The sequence below is a fragment of the Microvirga sp. KLBC 81 genome (genome assembly GCF_003075415.1).
Lineage (GTDB): Bacteria > Pseudomonadota > Alphaproteobacteria > Rhizobiales > Beijerinckiaceae > Microvirga.
This window is the reverse complement of the sequence record NZ_QDAH01000016.1, coordinates 50,933-70,189: the sequence shown is the minus strand read 5'-3', so window position 1 is coordinate 70,189 and position 19,257 is coordinate 50,933. Positions and strand designations below refer to the sequence as shown.

The 19,257-nt window shown below is 64.0% G+C and carries 19 protein-coding genes, 1 tRNA gene and 2 pseudogenes; 6 read left to right on the top strand and 16 right to left on the bottom strand.

What is annotated here, in order from left to right:
* Window positions 1–882: 882 nt before the first annotated feature.
* Window positions 883–987, bottom strand: a pseudogene (locus tag DC522_RS13040) (IS6 family transposase); the annotation flags it as partial.
* Between the two features lie 50 nt (window positions 988–1,037).
* Between DC522_RS13040 and DC522_RS34785 the strand changes: the two are divergent.
* Window positions 1,038–1,114, top strand: a tRNA-Gln gene (locus DC522_RS34785).
* A gap of 72 nt (window positions 1,115–1,186) precedes the next feature.
* Here the strand turns inward: DC522_RS34785 and DC522_RS13035 are convergent.
* The 12 genes and pseudogenes from DC522_RS13035 to DC522_RS12980 form a co-directional block, all read right to left on the bottom strand.
* On the bottom strand, window positions 1,187–2,173 hold the full coding sequence (locus DC522_RS13035) for a tyrosine-type recombinase/integrase (RefSeq protein ID WP_371679476.1): 987 nt from the start codon (window positions 2,171–2,173) through the stop codon (window positions 1,187–1,189).
* Between the two features lie 79 nt (window positions 2,174–2,252).
* A complete protein-coding gene (locus tag DC522_RS13030; protein WP_116529122.1) occupies window positions 2,253–2,459 on the bottom strand; it encodes a hypothetical protein in 207 nt (68 codons plus the stop codon).
* A 236-nt stretch (window positions 2,460–2,695) separates the two neighbouring features.
* Window positions 2,696–3,403, bottom strand: a complete 708-nt coding sequence (locus DC522_RS35885; RefSeq protein WP_245444130.1) for a hypothetical protein — start codon at window positions 3,401–3,403, stop codon at window positions 2,696–2,698.
* Window positions 3,404–3,662: 259 nt separating this feature from the next.
* Window positions 3,663–4,220, bottom strand: a pseudogene (locus tag DC522_RS35880) (AAA family ATPase); the annotation flags it as partial.
* A 597-nt stretch (window positions 4,221–4,817) separates the two neighbouring features.
* The gene (locus DC522_RS13015) at window positions 4,818–5,171 is read right to left on the bottom strand and encodes a DUF6634 family protein (RefSeq protein ID WP_116529119.1); all 354 of its coding nucleotides are present in this window, start codon (window positions 5,169–5,171) and stop codon (window positions 4,818–4,820) included.
* A 69-nt stretch (window positions 5,172–5,240) separates the two neighbouring features.
* Complete coding sequence (locus tag DC522_RS13010) at window positions 5,241–5,885, bottom strand: hypothetical protein (protein WP_116529118.1); 645 nt, start codon at window positions 5,883–5,885, stop codon at window positions 5,241–5,243.
* A gap of 341 nt (window positions 5,886–6,226) precedes the next feature.
* Entirely contained in the window at window positions 6,227–7,918 is a 1,692-nt protein-coding gene (locus tag DC522_RS13005; RefSeq protein WP_133239277.1) for a hypothetical protein, read from the bottom strand.
* Window positions 7,919–7,975: 57 nt separating this feature from the next.
* Window positions 7,976–9,064 carry a dsDNA nuclease domain-containing protein gene (locus DC522_RS13000; RefSeq protein WP_165820148.1) on the bottom strand — a complete coding sequence of 363 codons (1,089 nt, stop codon included), beginning with the start codon at window positions 9,062–9,064 and terminating at the stop codon, window positions 7,976–7,978.
* A 76-nt stretch (window positions 9,065–9,140) separates the two neighbouring features.
* A complete protein-coding gene (locus DC522_RS12995; RefSeq protein ID WP_116529115.1) occupies window positions 9,141–10,331 on the bottom strand; it encodes an MFS transporter in 1,191 nt (396 codons plus the stop codon).
* Window positions 10,332–10,382: 51 nt separating this feature from the next.
* Window positions 10,383–11,828 (bottom strand): NAD(P)-binding domain-containing protein, encoded by a 1,446-nt coding sequence (locus DC522_RS12990; RefSeq protein ID WP_116529114.1) that lies wholly within the window; start codon window positions 11,826–11,828, stop codon window positions 10,383–10,385.
* A 14-nt stretch (window positions 11,829–11,842) separates the two neighbouring features.
* Window positions 11,843–12,097 carry a DUF1127 domain-containing protein gene (locus tag DC522_RS12985; protein ID WP_116529113.1) on the bottom strand — a complete coding sequence of 85 codons (255 nt, stop codon included), beginning with the start codon at window positions 12,095–12,097 and terminating at the stop codon, window positions 11,843–11,845.
* Window positions 12,098–12,150: 53 nt separating this feature from the next.
* The gene (locus DC522_RS12980; protein ID WP_116529112.1) at window positions 12,151–12,468 is read right to left on the bottom strand and encodes a helix-turn-helix transcriptional regulator; all 318 of its coding nucleotides are present in this window, start codon (window positions 12,466–12,468) and stop codon (window positions 12,151–12,153) included.
* Between the two features lie 213 nt (window positions 12,469–12,681).
* Between DC522_RS12980 and DC522_RS12975 the strand changes: the two genes are divergently transcribed.
* The 3 genes from DC522_RS12975 (at window position 12,682) to DC522_RS12965 (ending at window position 15,241) form a co-directional block, all read left to right on the top strand.
* Window positions 12,682–12,897 carry a hypothetical protein gene (locus tag DC522_RS12975; protein ID WP_133239276.1) on the top strand — a complete coding sequence of 72 codons (216 nt, stop codon included), beginning with the start codon at window positions 12,682–12,684 and terminating at the stop codon, window positions 12,895–12,897.
* A complete protein-coding gene (locus DC522_RS12970) occupies window positions 12,848–14,488 on the top strand; it encodes an ATP-binding protein (RefSeq protein ID WP_116529110.1) in 1,641 nt (546 codons plus the stop codon). The genes DC522_RS12975 and DC522_RS12970 overlap by 50 nt, the downstream gene beginning before the upstream one ends.
* A 66-nt stretch (window positions 14,489–14,554) precedes the next feature.
* A complete protein-coding gene (locus DC522_RS12965) occupies window positions 14,555–15,241 on the top strand; it encodes a hypothetical protein (protein ID WP_116529109.1) in 687 nt (228 codons plus the stop codon).
* 28 nt (window positions 15,242–15,269) lie between these two features.
* Here DC522_RS12965 and arsB read toward each other — a convergent pair whose 3' ends face one another.
* Genes arsB through DC522_RS12950 form a run of 3 tightly spaced genes read right to left on the bottom strand, consistent with a single transcriptional unit; the run spans window position 15,270 to window position 17,187 of the window.
* Window positions 15,270–16,337: an ACR3 family arsenite efflux transporter gene (arsB, locus tag DC522_RS12960; RefSeq protein ID WP_116529108.1), complete on the bottom strand. Its 1,068-nt coding sequence runs from the start codon at window positions 16,335–16,337 to the stop codon at window positions 15,270–15,272.
* A gap of 11 nt (window positions 16,338–16,348) precedes the next feature.
* On the bottom strand, window positions 16,349–16,774 hold the full coding sequence (gene arsC, locus DC522_RS12955; protein WP_116529107.1) for an arsenate reductase (glutaredoxin): 426 nt from the start codon (window positions 16,772–16,774) through the stop codon (window positions 16,349–16,351).
* Between the two features lie 56 nt (window positions 16,775–16,830).
* The gene (locus DC522_RS12950; RefSeq protein WP_116529106.1) at window positions 16,831–17,187 is read right to left on the bottom strand and encodes a helix-turn-helix transcriptional regulator; all 357 of its coding nucleotides are present in this window, start codon (window positions 17,185–17,187) and stop codon (window positions 16,831–16,833) included.
* A gap of 193 nt (window positions 17,188–17,380) precedes the next feature.
* Here DC522_RS12950 and DC522_RS12945 point away from each other — a divergent pair, with 193 nt between their 5' ends.
* On the top strand, window positions 17,381–18,244 hold the full coding sequence (locus DC522_RS12945) for a type IV toxin-antitoxin system AbiEi family antitoxin domain-containing protein (protein WP_371679468.1): 864 nt from the start codon (window positions 17,381–17,383) through the stop codon (window positions 18,242–18,244).
* Window positions 18,237–19,151, top strand: coding sequence for a nucleotidyl transferase AbiEii/AbiGii toxin family protein (locus DC522_RS12940; RefSeq protein ID WP_116529104.1), 915 nt, complete (start codon window positions 18,237–18,239; stop codon window positions 19,149–19,151). Before DC522_RS12945 ends, DC522_RS12940 begins: the two co-directional genes overlap by 8 nt.
* Window positions 19,152–19,257: the final 106 nt, after the last annotated feature.

Below are 19,257 nucleotides of genomic sequence, written 5' to 3'. Positions count from 1 at the left end.
TGCCGGGGATCCAGGTGGACGGACCGAAGTGCAACATGGCTTGAAACGCCGCACTACAGAAGGGTCCCGTCGCCTGAGCCCTCGTCCGCTGCAAGCGGGATTATGGTGCGGCTGCGTGCGAGCAGCGACCGGATGTGAGTTGGAGCTGGCGACTGAAACGGGCCAGATCATGCAACGGGCTCAGACCTTGGATGCGCAACATCAACAGGAGGTCTCATCAGTGTCGCGTTCCCCACCCTGTTGACGGATCACTCTCCATGTGAGTTGCACTGGATCGCTCCAGATTGCGCATGATCAGGAGGCTGCAGCAACCGGAGACAGAAGGCTCTTCTCGGCGCCTATAGCAAGCACGACGATGCGGTAGAGCCCGAACGGCAGCCTCTTAGGCGCCATGTCTGCCAATAAGATGACCGGTTGCTTCTCCTGCGGAGCAGTCTAGGCCGACTGCTCCGCAGGAGAAGTAGCCCATGAATAACCACCATCGCACGCCTTGCTCGATCGGGATCGATATCGGCAAGGAAGTCTTTCATCTCGTCGGCTTCGGCGCCGACTGTCGCTGGACATCTTGGCGTGAGATTCCGACTTGTGCAGTAGCCATAGACATGTTGGCGTGAGACCCCCCAGCGCAAGAATCTCAAGTCAATGTCCAATTTGAAACAGGATTTCTGTCTCCCCTTCCCTGCTAATGCTTGGTTTTGTGCCAAGCACTGCATGCCGCTCGCCCACTCCGAATCCAGTCAACGTTTGTGACCCGGCGTCTTACGTTCAATGCTCAAAGTGGACGAGAGTCTCACGTCAAATATCCAAACTGTTGTCTCACGACAACAGCTAAGCACCTGAAATTATTGAATCGGCTGTCTCACGCCAAAATGCTCAGTGACACTCGGCTATCATATCTTCCACGTTTCGGAGGCTCAGGCTGTAAGCCACATACCTCCGGACGCAGAGCAGGATGATTGAGCGATCAAAATGGCGGCCCTTGAACATCAAACATCTTCCCGCTCTCATAGGAGTGTATCAGAGGTGTCCGTTAAAGCGAGGGACGATCAGCCTTGGGGTCGGCGTGGCAACGGACTCTGACTCCGTTAGTCTTGGTTCGAATCCAGGTCCCCCAGCCACTTGATTTTGCTCATCTTTTTCCGCTCCCGACGCGACGGAAATGGTAATTCCGACCCCGGTCGGGAGTTCAGTCGGGAATTTTCCTCTTCTTTTTAGTCGCTCTCTTGGTCTCCCGGACGTTGTGCGAGTCCTCAAGTTTTCGAATTGCAGTCTCCGCGAGTTCTGGATCTCGGCTCAGGTAGTGTTCGTCGAGGATGGAACGCACGTCCCTCAGCGAATGTCCGGTGATGGTTGCGATCTCTGCCTCCGTGCAACCCGCCACGGCCAAACGCGTCACCGCAGTCCCTCGAAGGTCATTGAACGTAAGGCCATTCTCGCCAAACTTGATGCCAGCCTTAATGCAGGCCTTCCGCCAGGAAGAGCGGAAGCCATTGGGAGTCCACGGAACGCCGTCCAAGTTCACGAGAATCCTCTCGCTACGCCTCGGCGTACTGTCGAGGATGCGTTTCAACGGTAACCCGACCGGAATTACGACCTTGGCACCTGTCTTGGACTGCTTCAGCCGGATGTGCGTACCATTATAGGCGGACCAGGGTAATTTCAGGAGGTCGCCTTGCCTCTGCCCAGTCCAGAGGGCCAGGACGAATGCGAGGCGCAAGGGGGCGGAAGCAACATCGAGAAATGCTTTCTCGTGATCCAAGGTCCACACCTTGTCCTTGCGGGATCCCTTGTAAAGGCGCCCGCCCTTGGAACAAGGATTTGCGTCGACCTCTCCCATGTCCATGGCCCAGGACAGGATGCGGCCGAAGACGCTCCAGACGTAGTCTGCCTGCCGACGGGAGCTGCGTGCAAGTTGGGTCCTCCACCTCTTGAACTCGCCACGCGTTCGCTTGTCCTTCAATGCAGCAAGGGGGAGGTCGCCGAACTCCTTCTCGATCTTCCGGATGTTGTATGCATAACCCCTTTGGGTGTTTTCGGAGAGGTCAAGGAAAGCCTCACTCTGTTGATAGGACCGAAGAATCCTCAGGAGGGTATCGGATGCCGAGCCGCGCCCTGCCTTTGTCGCAGCGAAAAAGTTCGCGATGAACTCAGGAGACCCGAACTCGCCGTGCACTCGCGGGCCGCCCTTTCCGGCATAATAGTAGGTTCGCTTCGTACCATCGGCGAGTGTCTTGGTTTTGGAATTGAGACCCTTAAGACGTACGCGCATCGCGTTTGGCCCTCCATGCATCATAGGCGGATTGGGCAGGATCCGGATCCTTCTGGTCCGGGCTGCCTGAGACGAGCACGATTTTTCCCTCTGCATCGATCTCGACGCGCGATACGTGAAGGCCAGCGGCGGTAGCGCCCTTCACGGCGCGCACGATATCGGCTTGCTTGACACGTTGGTTACGAGTCATGGCGCAGCCTCCCCTGCCGCACCGCACGGCCACGCGCATTGTGGGAGGCGTGGAGTGGACGCGAGTCCTTTGCAAACCAGCCGGGAAGCAGTCCGACCGCTTGCGGGGGTGCGTGGGCACCGTGGATGGGAACGGCGCGGATCCTGAGACACATCATAAAGCTCTCCTGTTGCCGCGAGCGATGGCTCGCGGATTGAGTCCCCTTGAAAAGGGCCGCTGATCAGGCTTCGAAGGTTTCAGTCCACTCGACTTGGACCCGTCCAAATCGAGTCGGCATCTTGCCAGGGCAGCGTCCGTTTGTCCGGAGGGGTCGTACTGTGGGCAGGTTGTGCAAGGATTCCTTGGGCGATGCCCGTCATCCCTTGCGAATCCTCCTGAGCACGCGGATAGCCGACGTTGGCACCATCGCCACCGGTGACGCAGCCGACGATCTCCTCGAGGGAGGCTCGCGCGCGCACCACGAGATGGTCGGAGAGGTTCCCGAGGGCGCTCCTGCGCGCACCCAGCATTGCGCGCGCGCGTCCCAGGCATTCGCTCAGGGTGCGCTCCACTGCGCTCCTGAGGGACGGGTCAGCGCGCAGCCGCCGCAGCAACTCGGCGTCGTCGTTCGGCGACAGGTACGCGAGTCCATCGCCCAGACCGAGCGATGCCTCGAGGGCAGTCGCCAGTGCCGTGGCCCGCTGGAGGTCGCTCCCGTCTGACCCGCCGCTCCCGTCGCCCCGGGTTCCGAGCACGATCTCCTCGGCAGCCAGCCCCGCCAGAAGCCCCGTGACCTCGGCGAGGTAGCCGGACCGCGTGCGCACGATGCCGATGCAACGCCTGTAGACGGTGTGCCCGGCGGCCGACTCCGGCGAGACCTCGCGGAACACGCGGACCTCCACGGGGGTCCGCCCAGCTTCCTCCGCGAGCAGGCAGCCGACGACCGCATGCCCCGCCTCGTGCACGCAGGCCCGCCGGAAGGCCTCGTCGGACAGCCGAACGCGCCTGGGCAGCGCCGCCAGCAGGTCGTCGGGGGGTGAACTCCCTCCGGTCCGTCCTGGCCCGGCGTCGGGCGTCGCGCACGACCTGCTCGATCACCGCACCCGATGCGCCCTCCAGCCGCTCGGCCGCCTCCGTCAGGTCGGTGCCCGGCAGCGCATCGCGCAGGTGGTGGCGCAGGATGCCCTTGCGGGCTTTCAGGTCGGGCAGCGCAATGACGATATGCCGGTCGAGGCGGCCCGGCCGCAGGAGCGCGGCGTCGATCTTCCAGGGCATGTTGGTGGCGCCGACCACCACCACGCCCTCGCGCCCATCGGCACCGTCGAGGCATTCCAGGAGGGCGTTGATGACCTCCCGGGTGTACTGCTCGTTCTTGCCCTCAAGCCGCTCGCGGTCGCCGAACGCATCGAGCTCGTCGAGGAACAGGATGCAGGGCGCATCCCTCTTGGCCGCATCGAAGGCGCCGCGCATGGCCTTGAGCAGGTCGTTGAGGTAGCCCCTGGCCTGCCAGCGCGCGAGGGAATGCACGTGGATCGGCACCAGGCACGTGCTGGCCAGCGCCCGGGCGAAGATGGTCTTGCCCGTCCCGGGCGGGCCGCTGACGAGGATGCCGCGGTCCACGTCGGACCACGGGATGCGCCCGGCCCGGTAATCCGCGAGATCCCGCGCCAGCGAGCGGCCCCGTTCGGCGGCCTCACCGAGGCCGTGCAACTCGTCCAGCGTCGGTCCGTCCTGTCCCCTCGTACGCTCCGCCGGTTCGCCCGCCTGGATCGCCCGCAGCATGCGGATGGCCCGGTGCAGGTTCCGGCCGGGCCTGATGATCGTACCGAGCGTGGCGAGCGGGACACCGTCCGCCGCATCCAGGAGATCGTCGGGCGGGGCATGGCCGAGAACCGCCTGCACCGCTCCCTTGAGCGCGTGGCGGCTCACGGGATCGGGCACGATGATCGCATCGGCCGCGGCGCGGAACAGCGGCGGGAAGTCGTCGGGCGTGGGGGCGAAGGCGAACAGGCGGCTGCGCGAGACCAGCCGGTCCCGCACGAGGCTCGCGGTCTTGCCGGAGCGGTTGATCCCGCCGCCCTCGATCGTGATGACGTCGAAGTCCGGGTCGAGGAGGTCGAATTCGTACTCGAAGGGATGGCGGGTCAGGTCGCGCAGCAGCGCCTTGCCGACCTCGGCGAAGACCTCCCGGTCCTCGTCGTGCGCGACAGCGAGGCCCACGGCGCAGGGCTGTCCGTGCAGGACGTGGTGCAGGCCAGCGTGCCTGAGCGTGCGGACGAGTGCGCCGCGGGCGAGGGCCTTCCCGACATCGGTGGGGCGGCGCACCGTCTCCCTATGCCTACCGGGAAAAGAGCGTGCGTGGGGCATCGGCGACCTCCGTCAGGTGCGGGAAGGGATGATCGGGAGGGATGCCCCGCGGTCCTGCCGGCCGAGGGCGTAGTACCGGGACATGGTCCGCGCGTAGCCGAGTTCGGGTGCCAGCACCCACAGGCCCGTCGTGACGCCGGGCCTGCCGTCGGAGATGTGCGGGTGGTTGAACATGACGCCCGTGAGGCACGGGTCGGGGCGCCGGATCACCTGCCAGTCGTGGAGCATCGGGCAGGAGGCCAGCGCGGCACCGTCAGGGTGCCGTCCGCGGCGGATGTCGTCGAGCGCCTGCACGAGGCCGTTCAACCGGATGATCTCGGACTCGAGCTGGGGCGCCGGGCCATCGTTCTTGATGATGAAAGTCATAAGGCATGCTCCGTCGTCGGTCCTGCGACTGCGGGTCGGACGACCTGGATGGATCGGGAAATGGAAGGTTCAGTCGTGGAGGCGGGAGACGCGCGTCTCCGGCCCGATGCGGGCCTCGTCGAGATCGATCTCCACGAAGCGTCGCAGGGCCATGGCGGCGATCGTGCCTATCGGATCGCGTCCGTCACGGATGACCTGCATGCACGCGGCGAGCGGCATCGGTCCCCGCTCATCGAGCAGCGTCAGCAACCGCACGCGGTCCCCGAGGGAGACGTGATGGTTGGCGTAGCGCAGGAGGTCGCGCGCGTTGTCGAGCCGGAAGCCTTCCGGGATGTCGGCTTCGGTGACGGTTTCGTACCGATGGCCCGCTGCGAGAGCCGCTTCCGCCAGCAACGGCGGCGGACAGGGCTCGCGGTTCGGCGGAAGCACGTCGATCAGGGTGGTGCCCGATGTTCGCGTGACTGCGAAATCCGGCACGTGAACGCCTTGCGCGTGATGCAGGATCATCGGCAGGCACGTCCACGAGATCACGGATGGATCGAGGTCGAGCAGGCATCCGAAATCACGCGCCGCCCGATGCCGGAACAACGGCCGACCCTCGCACCGCACCGTGCCGCGGGGGCTGAAGGAGAGTGCCGATGCCTCTTCGCGGATGCGGGCCAGGACATCGAGGCCATCGTCGGTGCCAATGGCGAAAGGTTGGGAGATTGGCATGGGTACGCTCGTCCCATTGCGGACGGCTGATGCCGTCGCGTGAACCGATAGGGCGGGTTCAGGAAGTCAGCGTATCGAGGCTATTCGAATACCGCGCAGGCCGATCGTGCGCTGGAAGCGCAATCCGGTACCGGCGACATATGCGGGAGCCTTGGTCATGACTGGAACAAATAGAAAACATGGCCAAGCTTGTCAACGCGATATTCGCTACCCCTTCCGAGGTTGGTTTGGATTACGGCCCGAACCCGGACCATGGGATCATCCATTCCTCAACACGGCTCGGCCTTGAGGGAACCCATGGCACCGTTCCTGTCCGTCGATGCCGCTGCCCTGCGCCTGGATCATCCCATGGAGAGTATGGTCTGAAAGTAGGGTTGGAACACCGCTTTGACGGTCTCGAATTCCGTCTCGCGCAGAACTTGGCGCTTCGCCTCGCCATAGGTGGCGATCGTGACATCCTCGAGATCGAACCCGCTCGCGTCCTCCGTCGCAACGATGGTCTGGGCATCGTCAGGGACATGGTCGAAGATGAAGTTTATCATCTGCGGCAGGTGCACCTTGTCCTGCCCCTGCTGGTTCGGCGCGTCGATGACGATCGGGAACCGGACGTTCTTCGTGAATTCCGCCTTCGTATGCAGGAACGCGTAGTAGTACGCGAGCAGCGACCTCGGCCCTTCGCTTCCACGGGCCGCCTTCACCGAGGCTATCGATTGCCTGTCCGGATCCTCCAATTGCACGTCCAGTTCCGATGAGTAGGCCGAGAGACGTGCCCTGAAGAATTTCAGTATCTCGCCGGTCCGCCTGGCATCCGCGAATGCGCTCATCGCCGCCCTGAAGGATTCGGCCCTGTTCCTTGAGCCATCCGCGGCAACGATCTTCTCGTCGAGCGAACGGCGCAGGATCCTTGCCGCCTCGGTCTTGCCCGCTGCGACGATGACGTCGCCCAACGACAGGGATTCCTTCCGCACGTCGAGGGTCTTCTGAATGAGCTCGAGGCTTCGACTGACTTCCTCGAGCTTCCGACGTTCGGCCTTCTCCCTCTCGGTCACACGCGCCAGCCTGGCTTGGGCGTCGGTGAGCGCCTTCGACAGCACACCCTCATCCGCGATCAAGGCGAACCTGTCCGCGAGTGAATTCTGGTATTCGTACCCGCAGGTGGGGCATTCAACCTGTTGCGGGAGTGCGGAAGCCAGCTCGAACTCCCCGCGCATCTCCTTCAGCGTCTCGAGAAGGAGATGTGCCTCTCCCCGGAGAAGATGCGCCTCCTCGTGGAGCTCGGACACGACCTGTCGGTGGCGGGTCTGTGCCTGAAGCAGCCGACTGCTTTCAGCGACGAGGGATTCGATTTCGCTCTCGAATTCCGCGAGATCGTAGGTTGGGCTCGTTCCCTCGATCTGCTGGATCTGGGAAACGGCGTCGCGGAGGGTTTCAACGCCGGCTTCAAGGGCATCCAACGTCGTCCGCTCCTTGGCCAGCTCAGCCTTGGCGAGATAGAATTCGTCGGGACGGATGCCGGAATGATAATCCGCGAGCGTCCTCGCGCTGCCGGGCAGGTAGAAGTCGTCGAACGATTTCCACGGATCCTTCCATCCTCCATCCTGGTCGACGTAGAAGGGAGCGACGAGATATGCGGGCGGCGGTGTCACGGTCTCGCCCTCCTTGTCCGCCAGCTCCAACTTGAAGTCGAAGAATTCGGCGAGCTTCGGACCCCAGTCCTTGACCAGGCGCTGACCCCAGAACCTCCTGTTGCCGTCCTGGTCGAAGAGGGAATAGACCCCGAGTGCCTTGACGGCAAACCAGGTGGATCCGCCGTATTCGAACTCAAGGCACGTCGATACGTCTGCCGTCTTCCAACGTCTGTCAACCTTGATCGGCGTCGTCCCGAACGCTTCGTAGAGGCTCTTCATGATCGCCGATTTGCCAAAGCCGTTTGCGCCTTGGATCAACAGCTTTTGCGAGTTCAAGGGTACGTGCAACGCCCTCCTTTCGACCTGTGACAACAGGTAGAGATTGACGAATTTTACCCTTGGCATTGCTGCTCTCGCTTAATTTTCTAAGAACTCGGCGAAGTCTTACGGTGTCGTTGCAGGTCATTTCATGGACTCCATCAGCTCGACGATGAGCGCGGACTGAAGGTCGAACAGTTCCGAGGACGGCTCTGCCAGGCCATGGCCCTTCAAGGCTACGGCGGCATCCAGTACGCTGTCCATGCCGTCCAATGGGGTTCCTGCCATGATGGTGCGGATCGCGTCGCTTAGGTCGGTAGCCTCACGCTCGCCCCTTCGGCGTGCGCTCCAGTAGCCAAGGCACTTGCCCCTGATCCTTTCGACGGCCAGCGCTCGATGGCCATCCTCAATGAGCTCCGACTGCACGCCCGGCCACCACTCGATGACGGTTTTGACCCTGCCCTGCACCTGCCCGATCAGTGCGTTGACATCGTCCCGGCCGAGGCCCTTTCTCTTCTTCAGCTCGACTACGCTCGGGGACTTCGTCTTGTCACCCGTGCACCTGCCGACTTCGGCAAGGAGAGCGACGTAGAAAGGACTCGCGCAGGCGACGCTCTCGGGGTGGATCCTTTCGAGCAGGGAGAGGATCCTGCCCAGGACGGTGGCGCGATGGCTTCCCGGATCGAACGGCACCCGCTCGAACATCAGCAGTTTCGTATGGGAATTCTCGAAGGCGCCGGGGAAATCCTTCTCCAGGGAATTCACCAGGGTCAGATGGTCCTCTGAACACAGATCGGCGAGCACGATCTCTCCATCATGTGGAGCAGGCGTCCCATCGTCGCCGAGCGTGGCGTTGAGCGGACGGTTCGAGAGGATGGCCGCTCGCCGGATCTGCGGGCCGAACTGGGCCACATTGTAGTATGCCTTGCCCACAATGGATCGCGGGAGATCACCCTTCGACGCACGATAGGCCAGCCGTGACGGTGTCCATGTGAGCTCCGTGGTCGCCTTCACCTGATAGAACGAAAGCTCGGAATCCTCTCCGTCCCCGACAAATAGGATCAGGTCATCGTGGTGGTCGAAGAATGCGACGTAATTCTCACCTGCCTGATGCAGGTCGAGGATACGCGCGATCGAGACGTTCATCTGGAAGTCAAACGCCCTGAACGCGTCTGAGCCTGCGGTCTCACGAGGTTTCTTCGAGGCTACGGTCGAGATGTCTGGCTTCGGCAAAGATATTATTCCGGACTGCGTGGGAAGTTCTTACTGCATGCAGCGGAAAATTAAAGTGCGCTCTACGTGCGAACCATCAGCCCCTCCGGGCGGTCACCCACAGCAGGCCGACGAGGCCGAGGTTCAGGCACGCCAGGCCGGAGAGAACGCCGAGCGCGGCATCCGTGCCGCCCCGTTCGATGAGGACGGCCCCGAGCGAGGGCGAGAGTGCCTGGGCGAGGAGGCTCGGCATCGCCAGCCGTCCCATCAGGGAGGCGTACCCGTCCGGTCCGAACAGCGCGAGCGGCAATGTGCCCTTCGCGATCGAGCCGATGCCGTTGCCCGCGCCGTACAACGCCAGGGCCAGCGCCATGATCGGGAATCCGACGAGCAGCAGGACGACCCCGCCCGCGACCAGGGTGACGGAGGCCGCCATGGTCCAGAGCGGATGGTAGTGGCGGCCGAACGCCATCTCGATGACGCGCGCGCCGACCTGCGAGGGGCCGACCAGCGCCCCGAGGGCGACCGCCGCCGCGACCCCGAGTCCCCGTGCCTGGAGGAACGTGAGGAGGTGCACCCCGATCATCGAGGCGGTGACCGCCCCGAGGGTGAGGACCATGGCGAGCAGGGCGAACGCGCGGGTCCGCCTGGTTCCCGTCAGGGGAGATGGAGCCCCCTGCCCCGCCTTCATGCCGGACGGACTGCCGGCGCGCGCGGCCGACCCGATGCCGGGCACGACAAAGGCGTGGAGCGGGAGAGAGACGAGGACGTGGATCGCGGCGTAGGCCGCGCAGGCGCCGCGCCAGCCGAAGTGCTCGACGAGCCAGGCGCTGAGCGGCCAGCAGACCGTGCTGGCGAAGCCGCCCCACAGGGTCAGGGTGGTGATCGCGCGCCGGGCATCCCTCCCGTACAGGCGGCCGAGCGTGGCGAAGCCAGCATCGTAGAGACCCGATCCCATGCCAAGGCCCATCACGAGCCAGGCCATCAGGTAGACGGGCAGGCTGTGGGCAAGCGCCAGGGTCGCGAGTCCGGCGGCGAGCAGGACCGAGCTGGCGACGAGGACGGGACGTCCGCCCCTCGCGTCGATGGTGCGCCCGACCCGGGGCGCGACCAGCCCGGCCGCGAGCAGGCCGACGGACAGCCCGCCGACGACCCAGGCCAGGGACCAGCCCGTGTCGGCGGCTATCGGCTTGGCGAGCACTGCGGGAAGGTAGAAGGACGATCCCCAGGCCAGGATTTGGGTGATCCCGAGGGTGGCGATGACCACCCTCGGACTCGGCTTCGGCATGGCGGGACTACTCGCCAAGGACTCGGTTGCGGAGTTCGACACGTGCGGATCTCAGCAGCAGCCTGCGGGTTCCGCAACCTTCTCCGTCACCGTCCGTTCCGGTGCAGCCGCGGGGCCGCATCCGCAGCCACTCTTTCCTTCGGCCTTGGCCTCGGCATCCGCGGCGCAGCAGGCATCGGCCTTCGCCGGGGCAGGACCGCCGCAGCAGCCCGATGATGCAGGCGCACCGTCGACGGGAAGGTTGGTCGAGCATACGCCCGTCTCCGGCAGGACGAGGTGGATGTCGTCGGCCGCCGCGAGGTCTCCGGCGATGGCTGCCACAACCGAGCGGACCTGCTCGTAGCCCGTGAGCATCAGGAAGGTCGGGGCGCGCCCGTAGCTCTTGATGCCGACCGTATAGAAGCCCGGCTCGGGATGGGCGAGCTCGCGGTGGCCATGCGGAGGCACCGATCCGCACGAGTGCAGGTTTGGGTCGATCAGAGGCCCAAGTGCCTTCGAGCTCTCCAGCCACGGGTCGAGGTCGAGCCGCAACTCGCGTGTCAGGTTCAGGTCAGGGCGTTGCCCAGTGGAGACCACGATCCGGTCGACGGGGCCGATCTCGCGGAGGCCCTGCGCCGTCTCGCCCTCGACTACGACCTGTTCGCCAGCGGTCCGCACGCGGATAACCGAGAAGCCGGGAACCAGCGTGACCTGCCCACTGTCGACGAGCGCCTTGAGGCTGGATCCGAGCGCACCTCGGGCGGGGAGTTGGTCGGCGCTTCCGCCGCCGTACACCCGCATGAGGTTTTCGCCACGCGTCGCCCACACGATGGACGCCGCGGGATTGCGCTCCGCCAGCTTCGCGAGGTCGAGGAGGACGTTCGCGGCCGAATGCCCAGCACCGACGACGAGGGTCGTCCTGCCCTCGTAGGAGGCACGGTCGCGCCCGAACACGTCCGGGATGCCGTAGGCGATCTTCGCCGCGTTCTCGGCCTCGCCCTCGGCGAGAATGCCGCCCGCGCCGAGCGGGTTCGGGGCCGTCCAGGTGCCGGAGGCATCGATCACCGCCCGCGCCAGGTCGCGCCGGATGGAGCCGTTGCCGTTGGAAACGGCGAGCACGAATGGCTTGGTCCCGCGGCCCTTGCTGAGCACCTTGTCGGCGCCGTGCCGGGTGATCGCCTTCACCTTGGCATTGGTCTCGATTACCGCCGCCATCTCCGGCGTCTCGGCGAGCGGCTTGAGGTAGGCCTCATAAAGGTCCGCTCCGGTCGGCATGGCCTTCCTGGGCGGCTCCTGCCAGCCGTGCGCCTGGAGCAGCGCGCGGGACGCCGCGTCGGTGTTGTACTCCCACGGCGAGAACAGGCGGACATGGCCCCAGTCGCGCACGTTGGCGGCGACCGTCTCGCCCGTCTCGTAGACCCTCACGGGAAGGCCGCGCAGGATCAGGTGGGCGGCGGCGGCGAGGCCGACGGGGCCTGCGCCGATGATGGCAACGGGAAGGGCTTCGAGCGAGGTCATGGGGGACTCCTTGGTCAGCAGCAGGAGGCGGGTCGGGGAGCGAAGCCGTCGCGCACGCGCTCGACGAAGACGCGCCCGTGGCAGCAGAGGATCTTGAGCATCCGCGAGGGATCGCGGTGGCGGGGCTGGGCCAGGGCGGCGAGGACGTCCGCCCGCTCGAGGCCGATGTCGCGCAGGAGATGGTCGTCCAGCTCGCCGAGGGCGGCGACGTGCCGACGGTTCCGGGCCGCGCGGGCGAGGTGGAGGACGAAGGGAATGAAGCCAGGCATCTGTCTCTCCTTTTCATATTTCCGGTACTATGGAAATACTGGACAAAAATAAATCAGGCGGCGTTCTCCGCCTGAGTGCCGCATCCGGCATCGGCGCAGCACTCGTCGGCCAGGAAGCCGATGAGGCCGTTCATCGCCGGGTAGCTCGCGCGGCAGATCAGGGTCGTGGCCTGCCGCTCCTGCGTCACCAGCCCGGTCAACAGGAGCCGCTGGAGATGATGCGAGAGCGTCGAGGCCGGAATGCCGAGACGCTCTTGGATCTGCCCGACGGGCAGGCCCGCCTCGCCGGCCCGCACCAGCATGCGGTAGACCTGGAGCCGGGTGACGTTCCCGAGCGCTTCGAGCTGCTTGGCTGCTTGTTCGACTTTCATGGAAATAAGATGCTGGAGACTGGATCGCCCGTCAAGCGATATTTCTAGGATTAACGAAATAAGGCGCCAGACATCGCGGGTGGATGTTGCGCCTCGACAGGCCGCGTGCATGCGTCCCGCGAGCGCGAAGAACCTGGGGAGTGACGGTGTCGCTTGGTTGACTCCGCGGCTGTGGAAAGCTCCGTTATGCAGCCGAGATGCGGAGCTTCACCCATGACCGATCAACCGTCGGAACTTGCACTAGCCGCCCTGAAGAAGCGGATCGAGCAGGACACCGTTCTGGACGCGGCCGTTCGGGAAGGCATGCTCCGGGATCTCGGATGCAGTGAGCCTCTCGCGTTCGAAGGCTTGATGACCGCGTTGAGGGGTGGGGGCAGCAATGAAGATAACGGCACTGCGGGCGAACAGCCTGCGGGGAATTCCGGCTGATTGGCCGGAGGTTGAATTCGGCGAAAAAGGCCTGGTCGTCTACGGTCCGAACGGTGTCGGCAAGAGTTCTCTGATCGACGCCCTGGAATTCGTCCTGACAGGAAAGCCAACACTCTATAGTGCGAACCGAGCAGGCGTGAACTGGCAAACCGGCGGCCCTCATGTTGCCGGCAGCGGCATGGCCGCTTCCATCATATTGCGGGCTGACGGGCAGGACCACCAGGTAGTGGCGGCTTCGACCCCACCTGTGGCCGCATCCGGGTGGTGCATGCAGGCACAGACTGCTGGCTTCGTCCTCCGCCGCCACATGCTCTTGGCCTTCATCGAGGCGCAGCCGAAGCCCCGCTACGAGCGGCTTGAGCCGTTCCTCAATTTACAGGAGTATCTCAAGGTTGAGAGTGCGCTCGCGGCGAAGGCCAAGGCGGCTGCCGATGATGCGACAGCCAAGGAGGCAGCTCATCGTCGGGAGGAGCAAAGGGTCAGGGGCACCTTTGGCTTCGCACCTGAAGTCGCCGTGACCGAGGCAACCCTGCTCGCGGCCTTGAACGAAGTGCTCGCGCGTGCCGGGCTGGCACTCGCCGACAGCTTTCAGACGCTCAGCGTTACGGCGGAGGCCGTAGCTGCCCAATTGGGAACGAACGCGGTCGACGAGCGCCTCGTCAAACTGCATGCGTTAAAAGGCAAAGCCCAGACGCTGGGCTTGGCGTCGAACCTGAAGCCGCTGATGGAAGGGGTCCAGAACGCGCTGTCAGAGTTGGAGCGCGAGGTTGGCGGTCGCGGCGCGGTGCTCATAACCGAACTCCTCACGAAAGGGCGTGACATCATCGTGACGACCCAGCCCGATGACTGCCCTCTGTGCGAGCAGGCGATCGAACGGGATGTCTTGATGGCGCGCCTCAATGAGCGGATCGCTGCTGATGAGCGCGTCACAGCGGCAAAGGCAGCGGTTGCCGCACGGCTGGAGGCCTTGAGCGAGCCCACGAAAGAACTGTCCCGGGAGATGCGGTCCTTCATGAAGGATTGGGAGGCCACGCTCTCCAGTCCGCTTCCGCCAATTTATGGGCAGACCGAGGCACTCCTCGACGCCATCTGCGAGAACACGAAGGGAGCGATGACTCGCGATACCGCGGCGGATTTCGTCGTGCGCCTGTCCGCAGCGGTGGCCTCGCATGGGGAAGTTATCACTGCCATCGACGACGCCATTGTCCGTGCGGGTGGCGGCGAGCACAGGAAGGATCTTTCAGACGCAAAACTGATGATCGACGGCCTCAAGACCGACTGGGTTCGCTGCCTCAAGGCTAAGGATGAGATGGAAGCCGCACGTAGCATGAGCGCAATCCTCGCACGCCTGCACGGCCATGCCACATCCGCCCGGAAGGAAACCGTTCAGGCTCTGCTGGACGAAGTAGCCGGCATTGCGAACAGGTTTTACGAGGTGATCCATCCAGACGAGCAGATCGCGAAATCCAAGCTGTTCGTGAAGGCGAATGAGGATGGCTCCGTTAACATCGAGACCGAATTCTATGGAAGGTCGGCACCGCCGATGCTGTACTACAGCGAATCCCACCTGGATACGCTCGGTCTCTGCTAATTCCTCGCCCTTCGGCGCAGGGAGGCCGATAAGAATCCCTCATTCAAGGTCCTCGTTCTGGATGATGTGGTTCACTCGGTCGACGCAAAACACAGGGCGCGATTTGCCAAGCTGCTCAAGGACGAATTCAGCGACCATCAGATCCTGATCTCAACCCATGACATCATCTTCTACCAGCGCCTGCGCGACGCCTTCGGCTCGAATGGCTTCAGGTATCTCGCGCTGACAGGCTGGGACATCGCGCGAGGTCCTATCAGGGGCGACGCGTCAACGGATATAGACCGCATCGTGAACGAGGAGATCCGGCTCTCGAAGTCCACGGAGGAACTATCGGCGGCGGGCGGGCGCTTCTTCGAGTACGTTCTCCAGAAGGCTACCGAAGCCTTGGACGTCTCGATACCAGCACGTTTTGACAAGAGGCACACGATTGGAAGCATGTGGCCGCCTCTCGCCAAGAAACTTCGGAAGAATCCCTACTTTAAGCAGATGTATCCGACGCTCGCCGACGACATCGACCGCTCTGGCTGGGTCAGGAACGAGGTCGGTGCACACTACAACGAGGCAGACGCTCCAGTTGATCCAGAAGAGGTGCGCGTGCACGCGAAGCATTTGGCGGATCTCTACTCCGCCATCTACTGTGATGACTGCACCGGGTTCATCAGGAAAGTGACGGATCAGGATTTCCGCTGCGGCTGTGAGATGAAAGCCTATCGGGTGCCCCCAGCGGTGCCGTCCGTGGAGGCAGCAGAATAGGTTCTGCGAAGCGTATGGCCCCGGCACGTCACTCGCCGACGGAGATCTCCCGTTGAGAGGACGTCGTACGCCCTATTCCGCGCTCGTACCAGTCCTGGCTGCGGTTCACGATCCAGACGACCGTGAGCATCACGGGCACCTCGATCAGCACGCCGACCACAGTCGCCAGCGCCGCTCCGGAGTTGAATCCGAACAGGCTGATGGCGGCGGCCACCGCGAGCTCGAAGAAGTTGCTGGCACCGATCAGGGCGGACGGGCCGGCAACGCAATGCTTCTCGCCCGCGATCCGGTTGAGGAGGTAGGCCAGACCGGAGTTGAGGTAGACCTGGATCAAGATCGGCACCGCCAGCATGGCGATGACCAAGGGCTGGGCGAGGATCTGCTCACCCTGGAAGCCGAACAGCAGCACGAGGGTGGCGAGCAGGGATACCAGCGACAGCGGCTGGAGGATTCGCAGCAGTCCCGTGAGGGCCGCCTCGCCACCCTGCGCGAGCAGGCGCCCGCGCAGGAACTGGGCCAGGATCACCGGGATGACGATGTAGAGCACGACCGACAACAGGAGCGTGTCCCACGGCACGGTGATCGCTGACAGACCGAGCAGGAGGCCGACGATGGGCGCGAAGGCCACCACCATGATGACGTCATTGAGCGCCACTTGGCTCAGGGTGAAATGCGGCTCGCCCTTGGTCAGGTGGCTCCACACGAACACCATCGCCGTGCACGGCGCGGCCGCGAGGATGATCAGGCCGGCGATGTACGAGTTGATCTGGTCGGCGGGCAGGTAGGGCCTGAACACGTACCCGACGAAGAGCCAGCCGAGCGCCGCCATCGAGAACGGCTTCACCGCCCAGTTGATGAACAGGGTCACGCCGATGCCACGCCAGTGCTCACGCACCCGCCCGAGCGAGGCGAAGTCGATCTTGATCAGCATCGGGATGATCATGAGCCAGATCAGCGCCGCGACGGGCAGGTTGACTTTGGCGATCTCCAGCGCGCCGACGGCGTGGAAGAACCCTGGGAAGACGTGGCCGAGGGCAATGCCGGCCACGATGCACAGGGCGACCCAGAGGGTCAGGTAGCGTTCGAACACGGACATGCGGGAATCCTTCAGGCGGTCGCCACGCGGCGTCCGTGCTCGTCGACGACCCGCTCGCCATCCTCCTTGACGAACTCGCCCTGCTGCGGCGGCAGGAGGTCGAGGACGGCCTCGGACGGACGGCACAGGCGCACGCCCTTGGGGGTGACGACGATGGGACGGTTGATCAGGATCGGGTGCGCCATCATCGCGTCCAGGAGCTGGTCGTCGGTCAGGGACGGATCGTCGAGGCCGAGGTCCTTGTAAGGGGTTCCCTTTTCGCGGATGACCTCGCGGACCGCGACGCCCATCCGCTCGATGAGCTGGCGCAGAAGGAGCCGGGTCGGCGGGGTCTTCAGGTACTCGATGACATGCGGCTCGATGCCGGCGTTGCGGATCAAGCCGAGCGTGTTGCGGGACGTGCCGCAGTCCGGGTTGTGGTAGATGATGACGTCCATCGGGAGTGACCTCAGGTCGGGCGAAAACCGCCGGGGAGCAGGGGCAAGGGGAGACGTCACCCCGCGGCAACCTCCTTGGGAGGGCAGCAGGGTGACAGGGCATCAATCAGCGGGGCGCACAGGCCCGGGTGCCCGCCGCAGCAGTCCTTGAGCAGGAAGGTCACCACCTCGCGGAGCCGATCGAGGTCGGCCCGGTAGATGATCAAGCGGCTCCTGCGCTCGGAACGGACAAGGCCTGCGCGGGAGAGGATGCCGAGATGGGACGACAGGGTATTGTGCGGGACCGCCAGTTCGCGGGCGATGTCGCCGGCGGGAAGGCCGTCGGGCTCGTGCCTGACCAGCAGCCGGAACACGTCGAGACGGGTCGACTGGGCAAGCGCCGCAAGGGCCAGGATGACGTCCTCTGATTCCATATGTCGAGACTTATGGAAGTGTTGTGTCACCGTCAATGGTCTCGAGTGGAGGTATTCATGGATTGCCTGCTGGGGTAAGCCGCCCCCCCGTATGAGCGTTTTTAGGAATCCCTTTTTTCCTTGAGGCTTCCTCATCGAATTCGGGTAAATTTAAAAAGAGCCATTGCCAGTTTTTTAGAAAAGTGCGAATTTGATGAGTATGGCTCATCAAAAATCGCTTGGGTTAAAAGCCCTTCTGGATCGCCTTCCACCCGGCTTCATGACTGATGCCGCGTGGCTCAAGCGGCAAGGTGTCGATCCGCGGTCGATCCACGAGTACGTGGAGCGCGGGTGGCTCGAAAGGGTAGCGCATGGCGTGTACCGCCGGCCCCTGCCCCCGCAGGCCGGCACGACGTCCGAGACGGATTGGCAAGCCGTCCTTCTCTCACTCCAATGGATCCTGGAAAAGGACGTCCATCTCGGTGGACTGAGCGCGCTCGAGGCCCGCGGACATGCCCATTACCTGTCACTCGGCGGGCCGGGCCGCGTCTACCTTTACGGCGACGTGCCGTCCTGGCTCCGGCGGCTGCCGGTCGACGAACGGCTCGTGATCAGGAGCCGATCCCTCTTCGGAACCGATCCACTGGGGGTCGAGAGTACCGAGCAGTCACCCGGGCAGGGAACCGATAGCGGAGGCGGACCGATGCTAAGTCCGTGGAGGTGGCCGATGCGCCTCTCGTCTCCCGAGCGCGCGATCCTCGAGGTTCTCGACGAACTGCCGGATCATGAGAGCTTCCACAACGTCGACATGATCTTCCAGGGACTCACGAATCTCCGGCCCCGGCGGCTGATGTCCCTCCTGCAAGCCTGCCGGAGCGTAAAGGTCAAGCGCCTGTTCTTCGTGTTCGCCGACAAGCACGGCCATGCTTGGCTCAAGCACATTGACAAGGCGGCCATCGATCTGGGATCAGGCCCCCGCGCCTTGGTCAAGGGGGGCAAGCTGCACCCCGCCTATCAGGTCTATGTCCCGGCGGACATGGTCCCGGCGGTGAAGGACGGAGACGGAGCGTATGCGTAACCTCTATGCGGAGCAAGTTCGGCTGCTCGTCCAGTCCCTGCCAACCATCGCCCGGGAGCCGGTCTTTGCGTTGAAGGGCGGCACGGCCATCAACCTCTTCTACCGGGACATGCCGCGGCTGTCAGTCGACATCGACCTGACCTACCTGCCGATCGAGGACCGGGCGACGTCCTTGCGCGGCATCGACGACGCGCTCGGCCGGATCGTCGCCGGGCTGTCGCAAGGCAATCGCGACATGCGCATCCAGCGCATCGCTGGAGGCGGCAACAACGAGACCCGCATCCTGATCGGGAATGCCCGGGCGCAGATCAAGATCGAGACCTCCCCCGTCATGCGGGGAACCGTGATGCCTCCGCGGTTGATGCAGGTCGCCGAGGCCGTCGAGGACGAATTCGGCTTCGCGGAAATGCAGGTCGTCTCGTTCGAGGACCTGTTCGGGGGCAAGCTGCATGCCGCCCTGGACCGGACGCACCCGCGGGACCTGTACGACGTGAAGCTGCTGTATGATCACGAGGGGCTGACGGATGACCTGTTCCGGGTCTTCCTTGTGTACGTGGCGTGCTCAGGGCGACCGATGCACGAGCTTCTGGGGACGGACAGACCCTCGCAGGCCGATCTCTACACCCAGGAGTTCGTCGGCATGACGCGGGAACCCGTGAGCCTGGAGGAACTCGAGGCAGCGAGGGAGCGCTTGGTCGGTGACATCCGATCCAGATTGGGCGGCAGCATCGCGGCCTTCCTGCTCTCGCTCCATGACGCGCAGCCCGACTTCGAGCAGATCGGTCTGCCGCAGGCGAAGGATCTGCCCGCCGTCCGTTGGAAATGCCTCAACCTCGAGCGTCTCAAGACCGACAACCCGGACAAGCACGCGGAGCAGCGGGCGCGGCTGGAGGCGCTGTTCAGGTGATGCAGCATTGAGAGACGGAATCGAATGCTTCAAGAATCCTTCCGCAAGGGCGGAAGCCGGTCGGGAAAACGCCTGTAAGCCATTGATATTTAGCTGTCGATCAAGT

Coding starts and splice junctions, on each gene's coding strand:
- DC522_RS13015 (WP_116529119.1), bottom strand. CDS start 5,171: ATGACTTTCATCATCAAGAACGATGGCCCGGCGCCCCAGCTCGAGTCC.
- DC522_RS12980 (WP_116529112.1), bottom strand. CDS start 12,468: ATGAAAGTCGAACAAGCAGCCAAGCAGCTCGAAGCGCTCGGGAACGTC.
- DC522_RS13030 (WP_116529122.1), bottom strand. CDS start 2,459: ATGACTCGTAACCAACGTGTCAAGCAAGCCGATATCGTGCGCGCCGTG.
- DC522_RS12940 (WP_116529104.1), top strand. CDS start 18,237: ATGCGTAACCTCTATGCGGAGCAAGTTCGGCTGCTCGTCCAGTCCCTG.
- arsB (WP_116529108.1), bottom strand. CDS start 16,337: ATGTCCGTGTTCGAACGCTACCTGACCCTCTGGGTCGCCCTGTGCATC.
- DC522_RS12950 (WP_116529106.1), bottom strand. CDS start 17,187: ATGGAATCAGAGGACGTCATCCTGGCCCTTGCGGCGCTTGCCCAGTCG.
- DC522_RS12990 (WP_116529114.1), bottom strand. CDS start 11,828: ATGACCTCGCTCGAAGCCCTTCCCGTTGCCATCATCGGCGCAGGCCCC.
- DC522_RS12975 (WP_133239276.1), top strand. CDS start 12,682: ATGACCGATCAACCGTCGGAACTTGCACTAGCCGCCCTGAAGAAGCGG.
- DC522_RS13010 (WP_116529118.1), bottom strand. CDS start 5,885: ATGCCAATCTCCCAACCTTTCGCCATTGGCACCGACGATGGCCTCGAT.
- DC522_RS13005 (WP_133239277.1), bottom strand. CDS start 7,918: ATGCCAAGGGTAAAATTCGTCAATCTCTACCTGTTGTCACAGGTCGAA.
- arsC (WP_116529107.1), bottom strand. CDS start 16,774: ATGGACGTCATCATCTACCACAACCCGGACTGCGGCACGTCCCGCAAC.
- DC522_RS12995 (WP_116529115.1), bottom strand. CDS start 10,331: ATGCCGAAGCCGAGTCCGAGGGTGGTCATCGCCACCCTCGGGATCACC.
- DC522_RS12985 (WP_116529113.1), bottom strand. CDS start 12,097: ATGCCTGGCTTCATTCCCTTCGTCCTCCACCTCGCCCGCGCGGCCCGG.
- DC522_RS12945 (WP_371679468.1), top strand. CDS start 17,381: ATGAGTATGGCTCATCAAAAATCGCTTGGGTTAAAAGCCCTTCTGGAT.
- DC522_RS12970 (WP_116529110.1), top strand. CDS start 12,848: ATGAAGATAACGGCACTGCGGGCGAACAGCCTGCGGGGAATTCCGGCT.